Annotated in this window: 19 protein-coding genes; all 19 read right to left on the bottom strand. The window is 65.5% G+C overall.

The genetic code is table 11. From position 1 onward, the window contains the following. Positions 1-5 precede the first annotated feature (5 nt). The gene (rplX, locus tag AB8P05_RS11955) at positions 6-323 is read right to left on the bottom strand and encodes a 50S ribosomal protein L24 (protein ID WP_014246896.1); all 318 of its coding nucleotides are present in this window, start codon (positions 321-323) and stop codon (positions 6-8) included. Beyond that, a complete protein-coding gene (rplN, locus tag AB8P05_RS11950; RefSeq protein ID WP_012973215.1) occupies positions 323-691 on the bottom strand; it encodes a 50S ribosomal protein L14 in 369 nt (122 codons plus the stop codon). The genes rplX and rplN overlap by 1 nt, the downstream gene beginning before the upstream one ends. Before the next feature lie 19 nt (positions 692-710). After that, positions 711-965 carry a 30S ribosomal protein S17 gene (rpsQ, locus tag AB8P05_RS11945; protein WP_042694099.1) on the bottom strand — a complete coding sequence of 85 codons (255 nt, stop codon included), beginning with the start codon at positions 963-965 and terminating at the stop codon, positions 711-713. A 12-nt stretch (positions 966-977) separates the two neighbouring features. Then, on the bottom strand, positions 978-1,184 hold the full coding sequence (gene rpmC / locus AB8P05_RS11940; protein WP_012973213.1) for a 50S ribosomal protein L29: 207 nt from the start codon (positions 1,182-1,184) through the stop codon (positions 978-980). Continuing rightward, complete coding sequence (rplP, locus tag AB8P05_RS11935) at positions 1,181-1,612, bottom strand: 50S ribosomal protein L16 (protein WP_014246894.1); 432 nt, start codon at positions 1,610-1,612, stop codon at positions 1,181-1,183. Before rplP ends, rpmC begins: the two co-directional genes overlap by 4 nt. Positions 1,613-1,624: 12 nt before the next feature. After that, positions 1,625-2,374 (bottom strand): 30S ribosomal protein S3, encoded by a 750-nt coding sequence (rpsC, locus tag AB8P05_RS11930; RefSeq protein WP_455170994.1) that lies wholly within the window; start codon positions 2,372-2,374, stop codon positions 1,625-1,627. Next, complete coding sequence (rplV, locus tag AB8P05_RS11925; RefSeq protein WP_042694102.1) at positions 2,374-2,769, bottom strand: 50S ribosomal protein L22; 396 nt, start codon at positions 2,767-2,769, stop codon at positions 2,374-2,376. Before rplV ends, rpsC begins: the two co-directional genes overlap by 1 nt. A gap of 3 nt (positions 2,770-2,772) precedes the next feature. Next, positions 2,773-3,051 (bottom strand): 30S ribosomal protein S19, encoded by a 279-nt coding sequence (rpsS, locus tag AB8P05_RS11920; RefSeq protein ID WP_012973209.1) that lies wholly within the window; start codon positions 3,049-3,051, stop codon positions 2,773-2,775. Positions 3,052-3,063: 12 nt separating this feature from the next. Then, positions 3,064-3,891, bottom strand: coding sequence for a 50S ribosomal protein L2 (rplB, locus tag AB8P05_RS11915; protein ID WP_455170993.1), 828 nt, complete (start codon positions 3,889-3,891; stop codon positions 3,064-3,066). A 16-nt stretch (positions 3,892-3,907) separates the two neighbouring features. Beyond that, positions 3,908-4,225, bottom strand: coding sequence for a 50S ribosomal protein L23 (locus AB8P05_RS11910; protein WP_012973207.1), 318 nt, complete (start codon positions 4,223-4,225; stop codon positions 3,908-3,910). Beyond that, entirely contained in the window at positions 4,222-4,842 is a 621-nt protein-coding gene (gene rplD / locus AB8P05_RS11905; protein WP_063633868.1) for a 50S ribosomal protein L4, read from the bottom strand. The genes AB8P05_RS11910 and rplD overlap by 4 nt, the downstream gene beginning before the upstream one ends. A 5-nt stretch (positions 4,843-4,847) precedes the next feature. Further along, positions 4,848-5,558, bottom strand: a complete 711-nt coding sequence (gene rplC / locus AB8P05_RS11900) for a 50S ribosomal protein L3 (RefSeq protein WP_472758082.1) — start codon at positions 5,556-5,558, stop codon at positions 4,848-4,850. A 59-nt stretch (positions 5,559-5,617) separates the two neighbouring features. Further along, complete coding sequence (rpsJ, locus tag AB8P05_RS11895) at positions 5,618-5,926, bottom strand: 30S ribosomal protein S10 (protein WP_012973204.1); 309 nt, start codon at positions 5,924-5,926, stop codon at positions 5,618-5,620. Positions 5,927-6,465: 539 nt separating this feature from the next. Next, the gene (gene tuf / locus AB8P05_RS11890) at positions 6,466-7,656 is read right to left on the bottom strand and encodes an elongation factor Tu (RefSeq protein ID WP_455170986.1); all 1,191 of its coding nucleotides are present in this window, start codon (positions 7,654-7,656) and stop codon (positions 6,466-6,468) included. Positions 7,657-7,694: 38 nt separating this feature from the next. Continuing rightward, the gene (fusA, locus tag AB8P05_RS11885; protein ID WP_472758081.1) at positions 7,695-9,767 is read right to left on the bottom strand and encodes an elongation factor G; all 2,073 of its coding nucleotides are present in this window, start codon (positions 9,765-9,767) and stop codon (positions 7,695-7,697) included. Positions 9,768-9,794: 27 nt separating this feature from the next. Beyond that, positions 9,795-10,265: a 30S ribosomal protein S7 gene (gene rpsG, locus AB8P05_RS11880; protein ID WP_012973202.1), complete on the bottom strand. Its 471-nt coding sequence runs from the start codon at positions 10,263-10,265 to the stop codon at positions 9,795-9,797. Positions 10,266-10,277: 12 nt separating this feature from the next. Further along, positions 10,278-10,649 (bottom strand): 30S ribosomal protein S12, encoded by a 372-nt coding sequence (gene rpsL, locus AB8P05_RS11875; RefSeq protein ID WP_012973201.1) that lies wholly within the window; start codon positions 10,647-10,649, stop codon positions 10,278-10,280. Between the two features lie 323 nt (positions 10,650-10,972). Next, complete coding sequence (gene rpoC / locus AB8P05_RS11870; RefSeq protein WP_472758080.1) at positions 10,973-15,145, bottom strand: DNA-directed RNA polymerase subunit beta'; 4,173 nt, start codon at positions 15,143-15,145, stop codon at positions 10,973-10,975. Between the two features lie 100 nt (positions 15,146-15,245). After that, positions 15,246-19,439 carry a DNA-directed RNA polymerase subunit beta gene (rpoB, locus tag AB8P05_RS11865; protein WP_472758079.1) on the bottom strand — a complete coding sequence of 1,398 codons (4,194 nt, stop codon included), beginning with the start codon at positions 19,437-19,439 and terminating at the stop codon, positions 15,246-15,248. Positions 19,440-19,604 lie beyond the last annotated feature (165 nt).

Below are 19,604 nucleotides of genomic sequence, written 5' to 3'. Positions count from 1 at the left end.
GGCCCTCACAGGTCGATGACTTCGCCGGACCGCTTGGCGACACGCACCTTGCGGCCATCCTCAAGGATCTTGAAACCGACGCGGGTCGGCTTGCCATCCTTGGGATCGACGTGAGCGAGATTGGAGACGTTGATCGGCGCCTCCATCTCAATGATGCCACCCTGCGAGCGGGCGCTGGCACGCTGGTGCTTCTTCACCACGTTCACGCCCTGCACAACGGCACGGTTCTCCTTGGGGAAAACCTTCAACACCTCGCCGGTCTTGCCCTTGTCACGGCCGGTCAGGACGACGACCTTGTCCTTGGTCTTGATCTTGGCGGCCATTACAGCACCTCCGGCGCCAGCGAGATGATCTTCATGAACTTCTTGCCGCGAAGCTCACGAGTGACCGGCCCGAAGATACGGGTGCCGATCGGCTCGCCCTGCTTGTTGATCAGCACGGCGGCGTTCCGGTCGAAACGGATCGCCGACCCGTCCTCCCGACGCAGTTCCTTCGCGGTGCGGACGATGACGGCGCGATGCACGTCGCCCTTCTTGACGCGGCCCTTCGGAATGGCCTCCTTGACCGAGACGACGATAACGTCGCCCACGGTCGCGACCTTCCGCTTGGACCCGCCAAGCACCTTGATGCACTGCACCCGGCGCGCCCCGCTGTTATCGGCGACTTCCAGGTTGGTTTGCATCTGGATCATTGTTTACGACCTTTCGTTATCACGCGGCGCCGCTGTCGGCGGCGGACTCCGTCACGACCGTCCAACGCTTGGACTTCGAGATCGGGCGGCATTCGATGATCGAAACGGTATCGCCGACCTTGAACTGGTTGCCCTCGTCGTGGGCGGCGTACTTCTTCGACTGACGAATGAACTTCTTGTACACGGGGTGCATGACACGGCGCTCGACAAGAACCGTAACGGTCTTGTCGCACTTGTCGCTGACCACCGTGCCCTGCAGAACGCGGCGAGGCATGGATGATCCCCCTTACTTGCCGGCGTCGGCGGAGCGGGCACGCTCGCCGAGGATGGTCTTGATGCGGGCGATGTCGCGGCGCACCGTGTTCACCCGCGCGGTGTTCTCCAGCTGGCCGGAGGCCTTCTGGAAACGCAGGTTGAACTGCTCCTTCTTGAGCTGGAGGAGCTGATCGTTCAGCTCATCCGCGCTCTTCGTACGAATGTCTACGGCCTTCATGCCGCGGTCTCCTCGACACCGCCCAGGCGGGTCACCAGCTTCACCTTGATCGGCAGCTTCGCGGCCGCCAGAGCGAAGGCGGTTTTTGCCACATCAGCCGGCACGCCGTCCAGCTCAAACAGAATGCGACCCGGCTTAACGCGAGCCGCCCAGTACTCCGGCGAACCCTTACCGGAACCCATGCGGACTTCGGCGGGCTTGGTGGAGACGGGGAGGTCCGGGAAAATACGGATCCAGACGCGGCCCTGACGCTTCATCGCGCGGGTGATCGCGCGGCGGGCCGCTTCGATCTGCCGGGCGGTGATGCGCTCCGGCTCCAGGGCCTTCAGGCCGAAGGAGCCGAAGTTCAGGGCGGTGCCGCCCTTGGCGTTCCCGTGGATGCGGCCCTTGTGGGCCTTACGGAATTTCGTGCGCTTGGGAGAAAGCATCGCTCGGCCCCTTTACTCGCGTTCGGAGCGCTCGGAGCGCTCGCGACGGTCGCGGCGATCGTGACGATCGCGGCGCGGCTCGCCGTCGGTCGACACCGGCTCGGAACCCATGCGCTTATCCTGCGCCATCGGGTCGTGAGCCATGACCTCGCCCTTGAACACCCACACCTTGACACCGCAGGTGCCGTAGGTGGTCTTGGCGGTGCCCACACCGTAATCGATGTCGGCGCGCAGGGTGTGCAGCGGAACGCGGCCCTCGCGGTACCACTCCATGCGGGCGATTTCCGCGCCGCCCAGACGGCCGGAGCAGTTGATCCGGATGCCCTGGGCGCCCAGACGCATGGCGGACTGCACGGCGCGCTTCATGGCGCGGCGGAACGCCACGCGGCGCTCCAGCTGGCTGGCGATGTTCTCGGCGATGAGGCGAGCGTCGATCTCCGGCTTGCGGATCTCGACGATGTTCAGGCTCACCTCGCTGCCGGTCATCTTCGACAGCTCTTGACGCAGCTTCTCGATGTCCGCGCCCTTCTTGCCGATCACCACGCCCGGACGAGCCGAGTGGATGGTGACGCGGGCCTTCTTGGCCGGACGTTCGATCACGACGCGCGAGCAACCGGCCTGCTGCAGGCGGCCCTGCAGGTAGCCGCGCAGCTTCAGGTCCTGGTGCAGCAGGTTGGCGTAGTCGCGCTTGGCGAACCAACGGCTGTCCCAGGTCCGGTTGATGCCGAGGCGCAGCCCGATCGGATTGATTTTCTGACCCATTACTCGGCCCCCTCGGCAACGGCGGCGTCACGCTCGCGGACGATGATCGTCAGGTTGCTGAACAGCTTCTCGACCCGGGCGCCGCGACCGCGGGCACGGGCGTGGAAGCGCTTCATCACCAGAGCGCGACCGACCGTCGCCGACGACACGTACAGACGGTCGACGTCGAGCTGGTGGTTGTTCTCGGCGTTCGCGATCGCGGCCTGCAGGACCTTCTTCACCTCGCCGGCGATGCGGCGCTTGGAGAAGGTCAGCTCGGCCACGGCGCGGCTGGCATCCATGTTCCGGATGAGCTGGGCGACGAGGTTGAGCTTCCGCGGGCTGGTGCGGATCATCGGATTGCGGGCCAGAGCCTCGTTCTCCGCGACCCGGCTGGGGTTGGCAGGCTTGCCCATGGCTTACTTCCTCTTCGCCTTCTTGTCCGCCGCGTGGCCGTAGAAGGTGCGCGTCGGAGCGAACTCGCCGAACTTGTGACCGATCATGTGCTCGGTAACCAGAACCGGCAGGAACTTGTGGCCGTTGTAGACGCCGAACGTCAGACCGACGAACTGCGGCAGGATGGTCGAACGACGCGACCAGATCTTGATGATCTCGTTGCGGCCCGAAGCCCGGCTCTTGTCCGCCTTCTTCAGCAGATAGCCGTCGACGAACGGGCCCTTCCAAACGGAGCGTGCCATCGTTCGACCTCCTTACTTCGAATGACGGCGGCGCAGGATCAGGCCATCCGTCTTCTTGTTGTGACGAGTCTTCTTGCCCTTGGTCGGCTTGCCCCACGGCGTGACCGGATGACGGCCGCCCGAGGTGCGACCCTCACCACCACCGTGCGGGTGGTCGATCGGGTTCATGGCGACGCCACGGACCGACGGACGCTTGCCCAGCCAGCGGTTGCGGCCGGCCTTGCCCAGGTTGGTGTTCATCTGGTCCGGGTTGGACACGGCACCGAGGGTGGCCATGCACTCGCCACGGACCATGCGCAGCTCGCCCGAGGGGAGCTTCAGCTGGGCGTAGCCACCGTCGCGGCCGACCAGCTGCAGGTAGGTGCCGGCGGAACGAGCCACCTGACCACCCTTGCCGGCCTTCAGCTCGACGTTGTGCACGATCGAACCGACGGGGATGTTCTTCAGCGGCATGGCGTTGCCGGGCTTCACGTCGACGCGCTCGCCCGAGATCACCGTGTCGCCAACCTTCAGGCGCTGCGGCGCCAGGATGTAGGACAGGGTCCCATCCTGGTACTTGATCAGCGCGATGAAGGCCGTGCGGTTCGGATCATATTCCAGCCGCTCGACGGTGGCCGGAACGTCGAACTTGCGACGCTTGAAGTCCACCAGACGGTAGACGCGCTTGTGACCGCCACCCATGCGGCGCGCAGTGATGCGGCCGGTGTTGTTGCGGCCACCAGACTTGGTCAGGCCCTCGGTGAGGGTCTTGACCGGCTTGCCCTTCCACAGCTCCGAGCGGTCGACGATGACCAGCTGGCGGAGCGACGGCGTAATCGGGCGGTATTGCTTCAGAGCCATCGGATCACACTCCCGCTCAGATGCCCGTGGTCACGTCGATCTTGTTACCCTCGGCGAGGGTGACGACGGCCTTCTTGAAGTCCGAGCGACGGCCGATGGTGCCGCGGAACCGCTTGGTCTTGCCCTTGGAAACCAGGGTGTTGACCGCGGTCACCTTGACGTTGAAGAGGCCTTCAACGGCGGCCTTGATCTCCGGCTTGGAGGCCGTGAGCGGCACGCGGAACGTGACCTGGTTATGCTCCGACACCAACGTCGACTTCTCGGTGATGACGGGAGCGAGGATCAGGTCGTACATCCGCTCCTGGCTCACCGCAGGTTTCGACTGCTTGCTCATTTCAGGCGAGCCTCCAGTTGCTCGACCGCGTTGCGGGTCAGGACCAGCGTGTCGCGGCGGAGAATGTCGTAGACGTTGGCGCCCTGCTCCGGCAGCACGTCGATCAGCGGGATGTTGCGCGAAGCCTTGGCGAAGTTCTCGTCCAGGTTCGAGCCATCGATGATCAGCGCGGACGTCAGGCCGAGGGTGGCGAGGCGGGCCGCCAGCTCCTTGGTCTTGTGCGTCTCGGCAGCGGCAGCCTCGAGAACGATCAGCTTGCCCTCGGCGGCCTTGGCCGACAGGGCGGTCTTGAGCGCCAGCTTGCGGACCTTCTTCGTCAGCTCATGGGCGTGCGAACGCACGACCGGGCCGAAGATGGTCGCACCGCCGCGGAACTGCGGCGAACGGATGGAGCCCTGACGAGCGCGACCGGTGCCCTTCTGAGAGTAGGGCTTCTTGGTCGTGCCGCTGATCTCGCTGATGCCCTTGGTCTTGTGGTTACCGGAGCGGCGCTTGGCCAGCTGCCAGTTGACCATGCGGGCCAGCAGGTCGGTGCGGGTCGGCAGGCCGAACACGGCATCCGACAGCTCGATCTCGCCGACGGCTTCGTTGTTCAGGTTCTTGATCGTGGCCTTCATGGCGCTCACTCCTGCGTCTCGGCCGGGGCTTCCGCCGCCGGAGCAGACTTGATGCCGGCCGGGAAGGGCAGGCCTTCCGGAGCCTTCTTCTTGACGGCGTCACGGATGCGCAGCCAACCGCCCTCGGCGCCGGGGACGGCACCCTTGAGCATGATCAGACCACGGGCTTCGTCGACGGCAACGACCTGGAGGTTCAGGACCGTGACCTTCTCGTCACCGAGATGACCGGCCATCTTCTTGTTCTTGAAGACCTTGCCGGGGTCCTGACGGTTACCCGTCGAACCGTGCGAGCGGTGCGACACCGACACGCCGTGCGTGGCGCGCAGACCACCGAAGTTCCAGCGCTTCATCGGACCGGCGAAGCCCTTACCGATGGAGGTGCCGGTGACGTCGACGTACTGGCCGGCGACGAAGTGGGCGGCCGACAGCTCGGCGCCGACTTCGATCAGGGCATCGGCATCGACGCGGAACTCGACCAGCTTGCGCTTCGGTTCCACGCGCGCCTTGGCGAAATGCCCACGCTCAGGCTTGTTGACGTTCTTGACCTTGATGGCGCCCGCGCCGAGCTGGACGGCGGTGTAGCCATCCTTCTCCTCGGTGCGAACGGCGACGACCTGGCAGCTGTCGACTTTCAGCACAGTGACCGGAACATGCTGGCCGTCGTCCGTGAAGACGCGGGTCATGCCGACCTTCTGCGCGATCAAACCGGATCGCATTGTTCTTTATCTCCTGACCAGGGACATCCGTGATTGGAGAGGTCCCTTACCAACCAAAATCAGAGCTTGATCTCGACGTCGACGCCGGCGGCGAGGTCGAGCTTCATCAGCGCATCCACGGTCTGCGGCGTCGGATCGACGATGTCGAGCAGGCGCTTGTGGGTGCGGATCTCGAACTGCTCACGCGACTTCTTGTCGATGTGCGGCGAGCGGTTCACGGTGAACTTTTCGATGTGCGTCGGCAGGGGGATCGGGCCCCGCACGCGCGCGCCGGTCCGCTTGGCGGTGTTGACGATCTCGCTGGTCGACTGGTCGAGCACGCGATGATCGAACGCCTTCAGACGGATGCGGATGTTCTGGCTGTCCATGTCCAAACGTCCCTTGCACCTTCTAGCGATGACGCGGACGCGTCACCGGAACTCCACGAGCTGCTTTGGGGCTTCGCCGACAGCGCAAGGCCGCGCGCCGAACCACCGAAGCGGGGCCGACGGGCGACACTGTGACCGATGCGACGGGCCGATACGAAAAAGAACATCCCCCGCGCACAAGGCGCGAAGGGGATGTTCCGTTCAGCAGACGACGCGCCCCCCGTGGAGGCGCGCCGTGCCGTTCGTCTCGGGCTGCGTCTAGGCCGAAGCTGCCTACCACCAACCCAAAATCCAGAGGGCGTAATCTCTAGGCGTTCAGTGCCCGCGTGTCAATCCTGAATCGTCCCCCGGATCGGAGGAAGCCGGATCGACAGGCGGACGGTCCCGAACGCCGACGCCCGATGGCTAGAACCGGGCGGGCCGCCCTTCCTGCTTTCGCGGGGAAGACGGCCCGTCTCTTACAACCGGCGGCGGGATGCGTCCCGCCGCCCTACCCTTCCCTTCCGGCCTTCACCTTGCGGCGGCGGCCGGACCGGTCATCACTCGATGATCTTGGCAACGACGCCGGCGCCGACGGTGCGGCCGCCTTCGCGGATGGCGAAGCGCAGGCCTTCGTCCATGGCGATCGGGGCGATCAGAGCCACGTCCATGGCGACGTTGTCGCCCGGCATCACCATCTCGACGCCTTCCGGCAGCGAGACCATGCCCGTCACGTCCGTCGTACGGAAGTAGAACTGCGGACGGTAGTTGGTGAAGAACGGGGTGTGGCGGCCGCCCTCTTCCTTCGTCAGGATGTAGGCTTCGGCCTTGAACTTGGTGTGCGGGGTGATCGAACCCGGCTTGGCCAGAACCTGGCCGCGCTCGACGTCCTCGCGCTTCGTGCCGCGCAGCAGCGCGCCGATGTTGTCGCCGGCCTCACCCGAGTCGAGCAGCTTGCGGAACATCTCGACGCCGGTCACCGTGGTCTTCACCGTCGCCTTCAGGCCGACGATCTCGACTTCGTCACCAACCTTCACGATGCCGCGCTCGACACGGCCGGTCACCACGGTGCCGCGGCCCGAGATCGAGAACACGTCTTCGATCGGCATCAGGAACGGACGGTCCTTCGGACGCTCCGGCTGCGGGATGTAGGCGTCGACCTCGGCCATCAGCTTCAGAACGGCGTCACGGCCGATCTCCGGCTGACGGTCTTCCAGCGCGCACAGCGCCGAGCCCTTGACGATCGGAATGTCGTCGCCCGGGAACTGGTAGGAGGACAGCAGCTCGCGAACTTCCAGCTCGACCAGCTCCAGCAGCTCCGGATCGTCGACCATGTCGACCTTGTTCATGAACACCACCAGCGCCGGAACGCCGACCTGGCGAGCCAGCAGGATGTGCTCGCGGGTCTGCGGCATCGGGCCGTCGGCGGCCGACACGACCAGGATCGCGCCGTCCATCTGGGCGGCACCCGTGATCATGTTCTTCACGTAGTCGGCGTGGCCCGGGCAGTCGACGTGCGCGTAGTGGCGGTTGTTCGTCTCGTACTCCACGTGGGCGGTCGAGATCGTGATGCCGCGCGCCTTCTCTTCCGGCGCCTTGTCGATCTGGTCGTAAGCGGTGAAGGTGGCGCCGCCGGACTCCGCCAGCACCTTCGTGATCGCCGCCGTCAGCGACGTCTTGCCGTGGTCGACGTGGCCGATCGTGCCAACGTTGCAGTGCGGCTTGTTCCGCTCGAACTTTGCCTTGGCCATGGGTTGGTCTCTCCGTTTCTCAATCGTTCCAGCGGTCTTCAGGCCACCTTGGCGCGGACGCCGTCCGCGATGGCCTGTGGCACCGGCTCATAATGGTCGAACTGCATGCTGTACTGCGCGCGGCCCTGACTCATGGAGCGCAGGGAATTCACATAGCCGAACATGGCCGCCAAGGGAACCAGTCCCGTGACGATTCGCGCGTTGCCGCGCTGGTCCATGCCGGTGATCTGTCCACGGCGACCGTTCAGGTCGCCGATGACGTCGCCCATATAGTCGTCCGGCGTGATGATTTCGACCCGCATCAGCGGTTCCAACAGCGCCGGAGCGGCTTTTGTCATCGCCTCCCGGAAGGCGGTCCGCGCCGCCAGCTCGAATGCGAGCGGCGAGGAGTCGACGTCGTGGGTCTCGCCGCCGGCCAGCGTCACCTTGACGTCGACGACCGGGTAGCCGGCGACGACGCCGCTGTCCTTGGCGGCCTCCAGCCCGCGCTGCACACCGGCGACGAAGTCCCGCGGCAGGGCGGCCGCGCGGTTCTCGAACACGAAGCCGGCGCCGCGGTCCAGCGCCTCGACCTTCAGCGTCACCCGCGCGAACTGGGCGCGGTCGCCGGTCTGGCGGGCGTGGGTGTGATCCACCTCGGCGGCGCGCAGCACGGTCTCGCGATAGGCGACCTTCGGCGCGCCGACGGACGCGTCCACGCGGAACTCGCGCTTCATCCGGTCGACGACGATGTCCAGGTGCAGTTCGCCCATGCCGCGGATGACGGTCTGGCCGCTCTCGCGGTCGACTGACACGCGCATCGACGGGTCTTCGTGGCCCAACCGGTTCAGGGCCGCCGCCATCTTCTCCTGGTCGGCCTCGGTGCGCGGCTCGACCACGATCTCGATCACCGGTTCCGGAACGTCAAGCCGCTCCAGTACGATGGGCTTGGCGGGATCGCAGAGGGTATCGCCGGTCGCGGTGTGCTCCAGCCCAGCGAAAGCCACGATGTCGCCGGTGTGGGCGCGCTCGATGTCCTCGCGGCTGTTGGCATGCATCAGCAGCATGCGGCCGATCTTCTCGCGCTCACCCTTGACCGGGTTGAGCATCCAGTCGCCCACGGTGGCGGTGCCGGAATAGATGCGGCAGAAGGTGAGCGTCCCGACATAGGGATCATTCATCACCTTGAAGGCAAGACCCGAGAACGGCGCACTGTCGTTGGCCGCGCGCTCCTCCGAACGGTCGCCTCCGACCGCATGGCCCGTCACCGCGCCGATGTCGTTCGGCGCCGGCAGGTAGTGGACCACCGCGTCGAGCATCGGCTGGATGCCCTTGTTGCGGAAAGCGGAACCGCAGAGCACGGGCACGACGGCGCCGGCAATCGTGCCTTTGCGGATCAGTGCACGCAGGGCATCGGGCGCAGGCTCCTCGCCGCGCTCCAGATAGGCGGCCATCGCCGCCTCGTCGAGGTCCAGCACGGCTTCCAGCAGCGCCTGACGGGCGCTCGCTGCCGTATCGGCCAGTTCCTCGGGAATCTCAGTGTGTTCGAATTCGGCGCCGAGCGTCTCGGCCTTCCAGATCGTGGCGCGCATGGCGACCAGATCGACGATGCCGGAGAAGCCGGCTTCAACGCCGATGGGAAGCTGCAGGACCAGCGGCTTAACGCCCAGCCGGTCGGCCATCATGGACACGCAGCCAGCGAAATCCGCGCCGACGCGGTCCATCTTGTTGACGAAGGCCATGCGCGGCACGCCGTACTTGTCGGCCTGCCGCCACACGGTTTCCGTCTGGGGCTCGACCCCCGCAACAGCGTCAAAGATGGCGACGGCGCCATCCAGGACACGCAAGGACCGCTCGACCTCGATGGTGAAATCCACGTGGCCGGGCGTGTCGATGATGTTGATGCGGTGGTCGCGCCAGAAACAGGTCGTGGCTGCCGAGGTGATGGTGATGCCCCGCTCCTGCTCCTGCTCCATCCAGTCCATGACGGCGGTGCCGTCATTGACTTCGCCCATGCGATAGGACTTGCCGGTATAGAACAGGATGCGCTCGGTCGTCGTCGTCTTGCCGGCATCAATGTGAGCCATGATGCCGATGTTGCGGTAACGGTCGAGGGCGTGCGAACGGGGCATGCAAAATCACCAGGACAGGCGTGAACCTTACCAGCGGTAGTGCGAGAACGCCTTGTTGGCTTCCGCCATGCGGTGCGTGTCTTCGCGCTTCTTCACGGCGGTGCCGCGCTGGCTGGCGGCGTCGAGCAGCTCACCCGACAGACGCTCGGTCATGGTGTTTTCCGAGCGGGCGCGGGCGGCGCTGATCAGCCAGCGGATGGCGAGAGCCTGGGCGCGGTCCGAACGGACCTCGACCGGAACCTGGTAGGTCGCACCGCCGACACGGCGGCTGCGGACTTCCAGGTGCGGCTTCACGTTGGCGAGGGCATCGTGGAAGACCTGAACGGGATCGTTCTTGGTCTTGACCTCAATGCGGCCGAGCGCACCATAGACGATGCCTTCGGCGGCCGACTTCTTGCCGTCCAGCATCAGGCAGTTCATGAACTTCGTCAGGACGCGGTCGCCGTACTTGGCGTCCGGCAGGACTTCACGCTTCTCGGCGCGATGACGACGGGACATCGTGAGTTCTCCTTACTTCGGACGCTTCGCGCCGTACTTCGAACGACGCTGCTTACGATCCTTGACGCCCTGGGTATCCAGCGTGCCGCGAATGATGTGGTAGCGAACGCCGGGAAGATCCTTCACACGACCGCCGCGGATCATGACCACCGAGTGTTCCTGGAGGTTGTGGCCCTCACCAGGGATGTAGCTCGTCACCTCGAAGCCGTTCGTCAGACGAACGCGGGCAACCTTACGGAGCGCCGAGTTCGGCTTCTTCGGGGTGGTGGTGTAGACGCGAGTGCAGACGCCACGCTTCTGCGGGCAGGCCTCCATCGCGGGAACCTTGTTGCGCGCGGCCAACGGCTCGCGCGGCTTACGGATCAACTGGTTGATCGTCGGCATATCTGCCCTTCATCCCTTCAAGATCACTCGGCCGGACGAGCCGGACGAAGCAAAAGCCCGCCTGCGAAACGTCGCCGTTCCGAGCGGGCTGAATGAGCGAAAGCCGATCGGAGGACTCCGACCGGCGGGATCGGTGGATTCAAGCGGACGCACGGAGAGCCCCGAGGTCCTCTGAAGTGGCCGGACTTTAGGGAAAGGCCGCGGGAGAGTCAAGGACGGTATTTCACCCTGGAGACGGTGCCGCAGCGCCCCGGCAGGGCCGAAAGGAAAAGGGCGCGTCCCTCGCGGAACGCGCCCCTCCCCTACCCGATCGACCCGAAGGATCAGGCCGCGGAGCTTTCCTCGCCCGGGGTCGGCAGGGCCGGAGTTTCCTCCGGCGCGCCGGCTTCCAGGGCCGCCTCGCGGTCACGCTCGGCGGCGATCAGCTTCAGGCGGTTCACCACGGAGCCCGTGCCGGCCGGGATCAGACGGCCGACGATGACGTTCTCCTTCAGGCCTTCCAGGTTGTCGACCTTGCCGCCGACGGCCGCTTCCGTGAGGACGCGGGTGGTTTCCTGGAACGACGCGGCCGAGATGAAGGAACGCGTCTGCAGGCTGGCCTTGGTGATGCCCTGGAGAACCGGATGGCCGTGGGCCGGCTGCAGGCCCTCCGCAACGGTCTTCTCGTTCTCCTCATCGAACTCCTGACGGTCGACCTGCTCGCCCACCAGGAAGGTGGTCTCGCCGGCGTCGGTGATCTCGACCTTCTGCAGCATCTGGCGAACGATCACCTCGATGTGCTTGTCGTTGATCTTCACGCCCTGCAGTCGATAGACGTCCTGGATCTCGTTGATCAGGTAGTCGGCCAAGGCCTCCACACCCATCACCGCCAGGATGTCGTGCGGCACCGGGTTGCCGTCCATCAGCAGATCGCCGCGCTCGACGTAATCGCCTTCCTGCACGGAGATGTGCTTGCCCTTCGGGATCAGATACTCCTTCTCGTCGCCGGTCTCGTCGTTGCGGACGACGATGCGGCGCTTGGTCTTGTAGTCCTTACCGAATTCGACGCGGCCGCTCATCTCCGAGATGATGGCGAAGTCCTTCGGACGACGCGCCTCGAACAGTTCGGCCACGCGCGGCAGACCGCCGGTGATGTCGCGGGTCTTCGACGACTCGCGCGGGATACGCGCCAGCACGTCGCCGGCCTTCACCTCGGCACCGTTCTCCACCGACAGGATGGCGTCCACCGACATGAAGTAGCGGGCTTCCAGGCCATTCGGCAGGGTGATCAGGTCGCCCCGCTCGTCCACCAGCGCGATGCGCGGCTTCAGATCGGCACCGCGCGGCTGCTGGCGCCAGTCGACCACCACCTTGGAGCTGATGCCCGTCGCCTCGTCCATCACCTCGCGCATGGAGATGCCTTCCACGAGGTCGATGTAGCGGGCGGTACCGGCGCGCTCGGTGATGATCGGCAGGGTGTAGGGGTCCCACTCCGCCAGCTTGGCGCCGCGTTCGACCTTCACGCCCTCGTCGGCCAGCAGCTTGGCGCCGTACGGCACGCGGTGACGCGCACGCTCGCGGCCCTGGTCGTCGAGCAGGACGACTTCGGTGCTGCGGCCCATGACGACCGGGATGCCCGACGAGTTCATGACGACGTTGCGGTTGTTGATCCGCACCGTCGCGTCGAACGCCGCCTCGATCTGGCTCTGCTCGGCACCGCGCTGCGCCGCGCCGCCGATGTGGAAGGTACGCATCGTCAGCTGGGTGCCCGGCTCGCCGATCGACTGCGCCGCGATGACGCCGACCGCCTCGCCGGTGTTCACCAGCGTGCCGCGGGCCAGGTCACGGCCGTAGCACTTGGCGCAGACGCCGTCGCGGGTCTCGCAGGTCAGGACCGAGCGGATCTTGACCGAGTCGATGCCCGACCGCTCGATGCGGTCGACCGTCGGCTCGTCGATCAGGCCGCCGTCCTCAATGATCAGCTCGCCGTTCAGCGGGTCGATCACGTCGCCGACCGCGGTGCGGCCGAGGATGCGGTCGCCCAGCGGGCTGATGACCTCGCCGCCGTCGATCACGGCCTTCACCGTGATGCCGCGCTCGGTGCCGCAATCATGCTCGACGATGATGGCGTCCTGCGCCACGTCGACCAGACGGCGGGTGAGGTAACCCGAGTTGGCGGTCTTCAAGGCGGTGTCGGCCAGACCCTTGCGGGCGCCGTGGGTGGAGTTGAAGTACTCCAGCACGGTCAGGCCTTCCTTGAAGTTCGAGATGATCGGCGTCTCGATGATCTCGCCCGACGGCTTGGCCATCAGGCCGCGCATGCCGGCCAGCTGACGGATCTGCGCGGCGGAACCGCGCGCACCGGAGTGGGCCATCATGTACACGGAGTTGACCGGCTTGCCGGCCTCGGTGGTCGAGATCGACTTCATCATCTCGGAGGCGACCTTTTCGGTGCACTCCGACCACACGTCGACGACCTTGTTGTACTTCTCGCCCTGGGTGATCAGACCGTCGAGATACTGCTGCTCGAACTCCTTCACCCGCTCCTTCGACTCGTTGACCAGCTTCTCCTTGGCGGCGGGGATGACCATGTCGTCCTTGCCGAAGGAGATGCCTGCGCGGCAGGCGTGGCCGAAGCCCAGCTTCATCAGGCGGTCGGCGAAGATCACCGTCTCCTTCTGACCGCAATGGCGGTAGACGGCGTCGATGACGTTGCCGACGTCCTTCTTGGTCAGGACGCGGTTGATCAGCGAGAAGGGCACCTTCGGGTGACGCGGCAGGATCTCCGACAGGAGCATGCGGCCGGGCGTCGTCTCGACGATGGTGATCTTCTCGTTGCCCTCGTCGTCCACGCCGACGTAGCGCGCCTTGATCTTCGCATGGATCGACAGAACCTTGGCGTTCAGCGCCTGCTCGATCTCCGAGACGTTGGCGAACACCATGTTCTCGCCCTTCTCACCGGGGCGATCCATGGAGATGTAGTAGATGCCCAGCACGATGTCCTGCGACGGGACGATGATCGGCTTGCCGTTGGCGGGCGACAGGATGTTGTTGGTCGACATCATCAGGACGCGCGCTTCCAGCTGGGCCTCGAGGCTCAGGGGAACGTGCACGGCCATCTGGTCGCCGTCGAAGTCAGCGTTGAAGGCGGTGCAGACCAGCGGGTGCAGCTGGATCGCCTTGCCTTCGATCAGCGTCGGCTCGAACGCCTGGATGCCGAGACGGTGCAGCGTCGGCGCACGGTTCAGCATCACCGGATGCTCGCGGATGACCTCTTCCAGGATGTCCCACACCTCGGGACGCTCCTTTTCCACCATCCGCTTGGCGGCCTTGATGGTGGAGGCGAGGCCATACAGCTCCAGCTTGGCGTAGATGAAGGGCTTGAACAGCTCCAGCGCCATCTTCTTCGGCAGGCCGCACTGGTGCAGCTTCAGCTCCGGACCGACGACGATGACCGAACGGCCGGAATAGTCGACGCGCTTGCCGAGCAGGTTCTGACGGAAGCGGCCCTGCTTGCCCTTCAGCATGTCGGACAGCGACTTCAGCGGACGCTTGTTGGCGCCGGTGATGACGCGGCCGCGGCGGCCGTTGTCGAACAGGGCGTCGACGGCCTCCTGCAGCATGCGCTTCTCGTTGCGCACGATGATGTCCGGCGCCTTCAGCTCGATCAGCCGCTTCAGACGGTTGTTGCGGTTGATGACGCGGCGATACAGGTCGTTCAGGTCGGACGTGGCGAAGCGGCCGCCGTCCAGCGGGACCAGCGGACGCAGCTCGGGCGGGATCACCGGAATGACTTCCAGGATCATCCATTCGGGGCGCGACTGCGAGGCCAGGAAGGCGTCGATCAGCTTCAGGCGCTTGACCAGCTTCTTGCGCTTGGCTTCGGAGTTGGTGTCGCGCAGATCCTCACGGCAGCGCTTCTTCTCCTCGTCGAGGTCGAGCGCGGACAGCATGATGCGGAGCGCTTCGGCACCGATCGACGCGGTGAAGGCGTCCTCTCCGTACTCGTCCTGAGCGTTCATGTACTCTTCCTCGCTGAGCAGCGAATGCAGCTTCAGCGGGGTGAGGCCCGGCTCGATGACGACGTAGTTTTCGAAATAGAGGATGCGCTCCAGATCCTTGAGCGTCATGTCGAGCAGCAGGCCGATGCGGCTCGGCAGCGACTTCAGGAACCAGATGTGCGCGACCGGGGACGCCAGCTCGATATGGCCCATGCGCTCGCGCCGGACCTTCGACAGCGTGACCTCGACGCCGCACTTCTCGCAGATGATGCCGCGATACTTCATGCGCTTGTACTTGCCGCACAAGCACTCGTAATCCTTGATCGGGCCGAAGATGCGGGCGCAGAACAGGCCGTCGCGCTCCGGCTTGAAGGTGCGGTAGTTGATGGTTTCCGGCTTCTTGATCTCGCCGTAGGACCAGGACCGGATCCGCTCGGGGCTCGCGATCTGGATGCGGATCTGATCGAAGCTCTGCGGCCCCTGGACCTGGCCGAAAATGTTCATCAACTCATTCATGACCGTCTCCCGCTGGCATCGCCGCGTTGTCGGTTAAGGGCAGTGCATGACCCCGGACCGGTGCACGCACCGTTCCGGGGTTTGGTCACGTCAAATCGGCTCAGTAGGACCGCTGGTTCAGTTCGACGTTCAGGCCGAGCGAGCGCAGCTCCTTGACCAGCACGTTGAACGACTCCGGAATGCCGGCCTCGAAGTTGTCGTCGCCGCGGACGATGGCCTCGTAGACCTTGGTGCGGCCGGACACGTCGTCCGACTTCACCGTCAGCATTTCCTGCAGCGTGTAGGCGGCGCCGTAGGCTTCCAGCGCCCAGACCTCCATCTCACCGAAGCGCTGACCGCCGAACTGGGCCTTGCCGCCCAGCGGCTGCTGCGTGACCAGCGAGTAGGGGCCGATCGACCGGGCGTGGATCTTGTCGTCCACCAGGTGGTGCAGCTTCAGCATGTAGATGTAGCCGACGGTCACCTTGCGGTCGAAGGTCTCGCCGGTGCGGCCGTCGATCAGCGTCGACTGGCCCGACCGGTCGAAGCCGGCGCGTTCCAGATGGACGCAGATGTCCTCCTCGCGGGCGCCATCGAAGACCGGCGTCGCGAAGGGCACGCCCTTGCGCAGGTTGCCGCCCAGCTCCAGCAGCTCGCCGTCGGTCATGTCGGCGATGTCCTCGTTGTAGGTCACCTCGCCGTACGCCGACTTCAGCGTGCTGCGCAGGGCCTCCAGCTGGGGAGCGCCTTCGGCCTTCTGGCGGATCGCCAGACGGTACTGGTCGACCGCCCGCCCGATCTGCTTGCCGAGACCCGAGGCCGCCCAACCGAGGTGGGTTTCCAGGATCTGACCGACATTCATGCGCGACGGCACACCCAGCGGGTTCAGCACCAGATCGACCGGGGTGCCGTCCTCCAGGTAGGGCATGTCCTCCTGCGGGATAATGCGCGAGACGACACCCTTGTTGCCGTGACGGCCAGCCATCTTGTCGCCCGGCTGCAGCTTGCGCTTCACCGCGACGAAGACCTTGACCATCTTCATGACGCCCGGCGGCAGCTCGTCACCGCGCTGCAGCTTGTCGACCTTGTTCTCGAAGCGGTCCTGCAGGGCCTTGATCGAGTCGTCGAACACCTTGCCCAGGTTCTCGACGGTCTCCATCACCTGCTCGTCGGCGATGGCGATCTGGCGCCACAGGCCCTTCGACAGGCCGGCCAGCACCTCGTCGGTCAGGACCGTCCCGCCCTTCATGCCCTTCGGGCCGGACTGGGCGGTCTGACCGATCAGCACTTCCTTCAGGCGGGTGTAGAAGCTGCGCTCCAGGATGCCGCGCTCGTCGTCGCGGTCCTTGGCCAGCTTCTCGATCTCGGCCCGTTCGATGGCGAGCGCGCGCTCGTCCTTGTCGACGCCGCGGCGGCTGAACACGCGGACCTCGACGATGGTGCCGACGACGCCCGGCGGCAGGCGCAGCGAGGTATCGCGGACGTCCGACGCCTTTTCGCCGAAGATGGCGCGCAGCAGCTTCTCTTCCGGCGTCATCGGGCTTTCGCCCTTCGGCGTCACCTTGCCGACCAGGATGTCGCCCGGACGGACTTCGGCGCCGATATAGACGATGCCGGCCTCGTCGAGGTTCTTCAGAGCTTCCTCACCCACGTTCGGAATGTCGCGGGTGATTTCCTCCTGGCCCAGCTTGGTGTCACGGGCCATGACCTCGAACTCCTCGATGTGGATCGAGGTGAAGACGTCGTCCTTGACGATGCGCTCGTTGATGAGGATCGAATCCTCGAAGTTGTAGCCGTTCCACGGCATGAACGCGACGAGCACGTTCCGGCCGAGCGCCAGCTCGCCCAGGTCGGTCGACGGACCGTCGGCCACGATGTCGCCGGCGTTCACCCGGTCGCCCACCTTCACCAGCGGACGCTGGGTGATGCAGGTGTTCTGGTTGGACCGCTGGAACTTCAGCAGGTTGTAGATGTCGACGCCCGGCGCCGTGCTGTCGGAGCTGTCGGTGGCTCGGACGACGATGCGGGTGGCGTCGACCTGGTCGACGACGCCCGAGCGCTTGGCGACGATGGTCACACCGCTGTCGCGGGCGACGGTCGCCTCCATGCCCGTGCCGACCAGCGGCGCGTCCGCCTTCACCAGCGGCACCGCCTGACGCTGCATGTTCGAGCCCATCAGCGCGCGGTTGGCGTCGTCGTTCTCCAGGAACGGGATCAGCGCCGCGGCGACGGACACCAGCTGCTTCGGCGACACGTCGATCAGGTCGATCGCCTCGGGCCGGAACATCAGGTATTCACCGCCCTGTCGGCACGACACCAGATCGGCGGCGAAGCTGTTGTCCGGGTTCAGCTCGGCGTTCGCCTGGGCGACGACGTAGCGGCCCTCCTCCATCGCCGACAGATAGACAACTTCGTTGGTGACCTTGCCGTCGATGACCTTGCGGTAGGGGCTCTCGATGAAGCCGTACTGGTTGACGCGGGCGTAGGTCGCCAGCGAGTTGATCAGACCGATGTTCGGGCCTTCCGGGGTCTCAATCGGGCAGATGCGGCCATAGTGCGTCGGGTGCACGTCGCGCACCTCGAAGCCGGCGCGCTCGCGGGTCAGACCGCCCGGGCCGAGAGCCGAGAGACGACGCTTGTGCGTGATCTCGGACAGCGGGTTGGTCTGGTCCATGAACTGCGACAGCTGCGAAGACCCGAAGAACTCGCGCACGGCGGCGGCCGCCGGCTTGGCGTTGATCAGGTCGTGCGGCATCACCGTGTCGATCTCGACCGAGCTCATGCGCTCGCGGATCGCACGCTCCATGCGCAGCAGGCCGACGCGGTACTGGTTCTCCATCAGCTCGCCGACCGAGCGGACGCGGCGGTTGCCGAGATGGTCGATGTCGTCGATCTCGCCGCGGCCGTCCTTCAGGTTCACCAGAACCTTCAGGATCTCCAGGATGTCCTCCTTGCGGAGAACACGCATCTGGTCGTCGGTCTGGAAGTTCAGGCGCGCGTTCATCTTCACGCGGCCGACGGCCGACAGGTCGTAGCGCTCGCTGTCGAAGAACAGGCCCGAGAACAGCGCCTCGGCCGACTCAAGGGTCGGCGGCTCGCCCGGACGCATGACGCGGTAGATGTCGATCAGCGCGTCTTCGCGGCTGGCGTTGCGGTCGGCCGACATGGTGTTGCGGATGTAGGCGCCGACGTTCAGATGGTCGATCGCCAGCACCGGCAGCTCGTCGACGCCGGTCTTCTCCAGCTTCTCCAGGTCGCTCGCCGACAGCTCGTCACCGGCTTCGAACAGGACTTCGCCCGTGCGCTCGTTGATGATGTCGACGGCGAGATAGCGGCCGGTCAGCTCCTCGGTGGAGACCTGCTGCTCGGTCAGGCCGGCCTCGACCAGCTTCTTGATGACGCGCGGGGTCATCTTCGTGCCGGCCTCAGCGACGATGGCGCCGGTGGCGGCATCGACCAGGTCCGACGCCAGCTTGACGCCCTTCATGCGCTCGGCGCTGAACGGGGTCTTCCAGCCGCCGGCGGAGCGGCTGTAGGTGATGGTGTCGTAGAAGTAGTTGAGGATCTCTTCCTTCGACATGCCCTGCGCCTCGTAGGGCAGCAGGTCCTTGCGGTTCGCCTTGCGCTCGGCGCGCAGAGCCTCGGTCTCCGCGCTGTCCAGGGCGAACAGCAGCGTGGTGGCCGGCAGCTTGCGGCGGCGGTCGATGCGCACATAGACGAGGTCCTTGGCATCGAACTCGAAGTCCAGCCAGGAACCGCGGTAGGGGATGACGCGCGCGGCGAACAGATACTTGCCCGACGCGTGGGTCTTGCCCTTGTCATGGTCGAAGAAGACACCCGGGCTGCGGTGCATCTGGGAGACGATGACGCGCTCGGTGCCGTTGATGATGAAGGTGCCGTTGGCCGTCATCAGGGGCATGTCGCCCATGTAGACGTCCTGCTCCTTGATGTCGCGGATCGAACGGAGGCCGGTGTCCTCCTCGACGTCGAACACGGACAGGCGCAGGGTCACCTTCAGCGGGGCCGCGAAGGTCATGCCGCGCTGCTGGCACTCCTCGACGTCGTACTTCGGCTGCTCAAGCTCGTACTTGACGAAATCCAGCACCGCGCGGTCGGAGAAGTCCTTGATCGGGAAGACCGACTTGAAGACTTCCTGCAGGCCCAGGTTCGCCCGCTTTTCCGGGGCGACGTCCATTTGCAGGAAGTGGTCGTAGGAGCTGCGCTGCACCTCGATGAGGTTGGGCATCTGGGTGACTTCCGGGATGCGCCCGAAGCTCTTCCGAACACGTTTACGACCCGTAAAGGATTTGGCCATGGATGTCCCCAAACGTCTGTACGTGATGCGCGTTATACCGACCGTTCAACCGACCGTAGGATCGAGCCGACTGGTGTCGACCGGTCCCGAGGGCGCCCGCGCGGGCCATCCCCATGATGGGGACGGAAAGAGCCGGGCCGGGCGAGCCCGGTCCGGCGGAAGGCA

The sequence above is a fragment of the Azospirillum sp. VT-I1 genome, from assembly GCF_055698305.1.
This window is presented reverse-complemented; position numbering and strand designations above follow the sequence as displayed.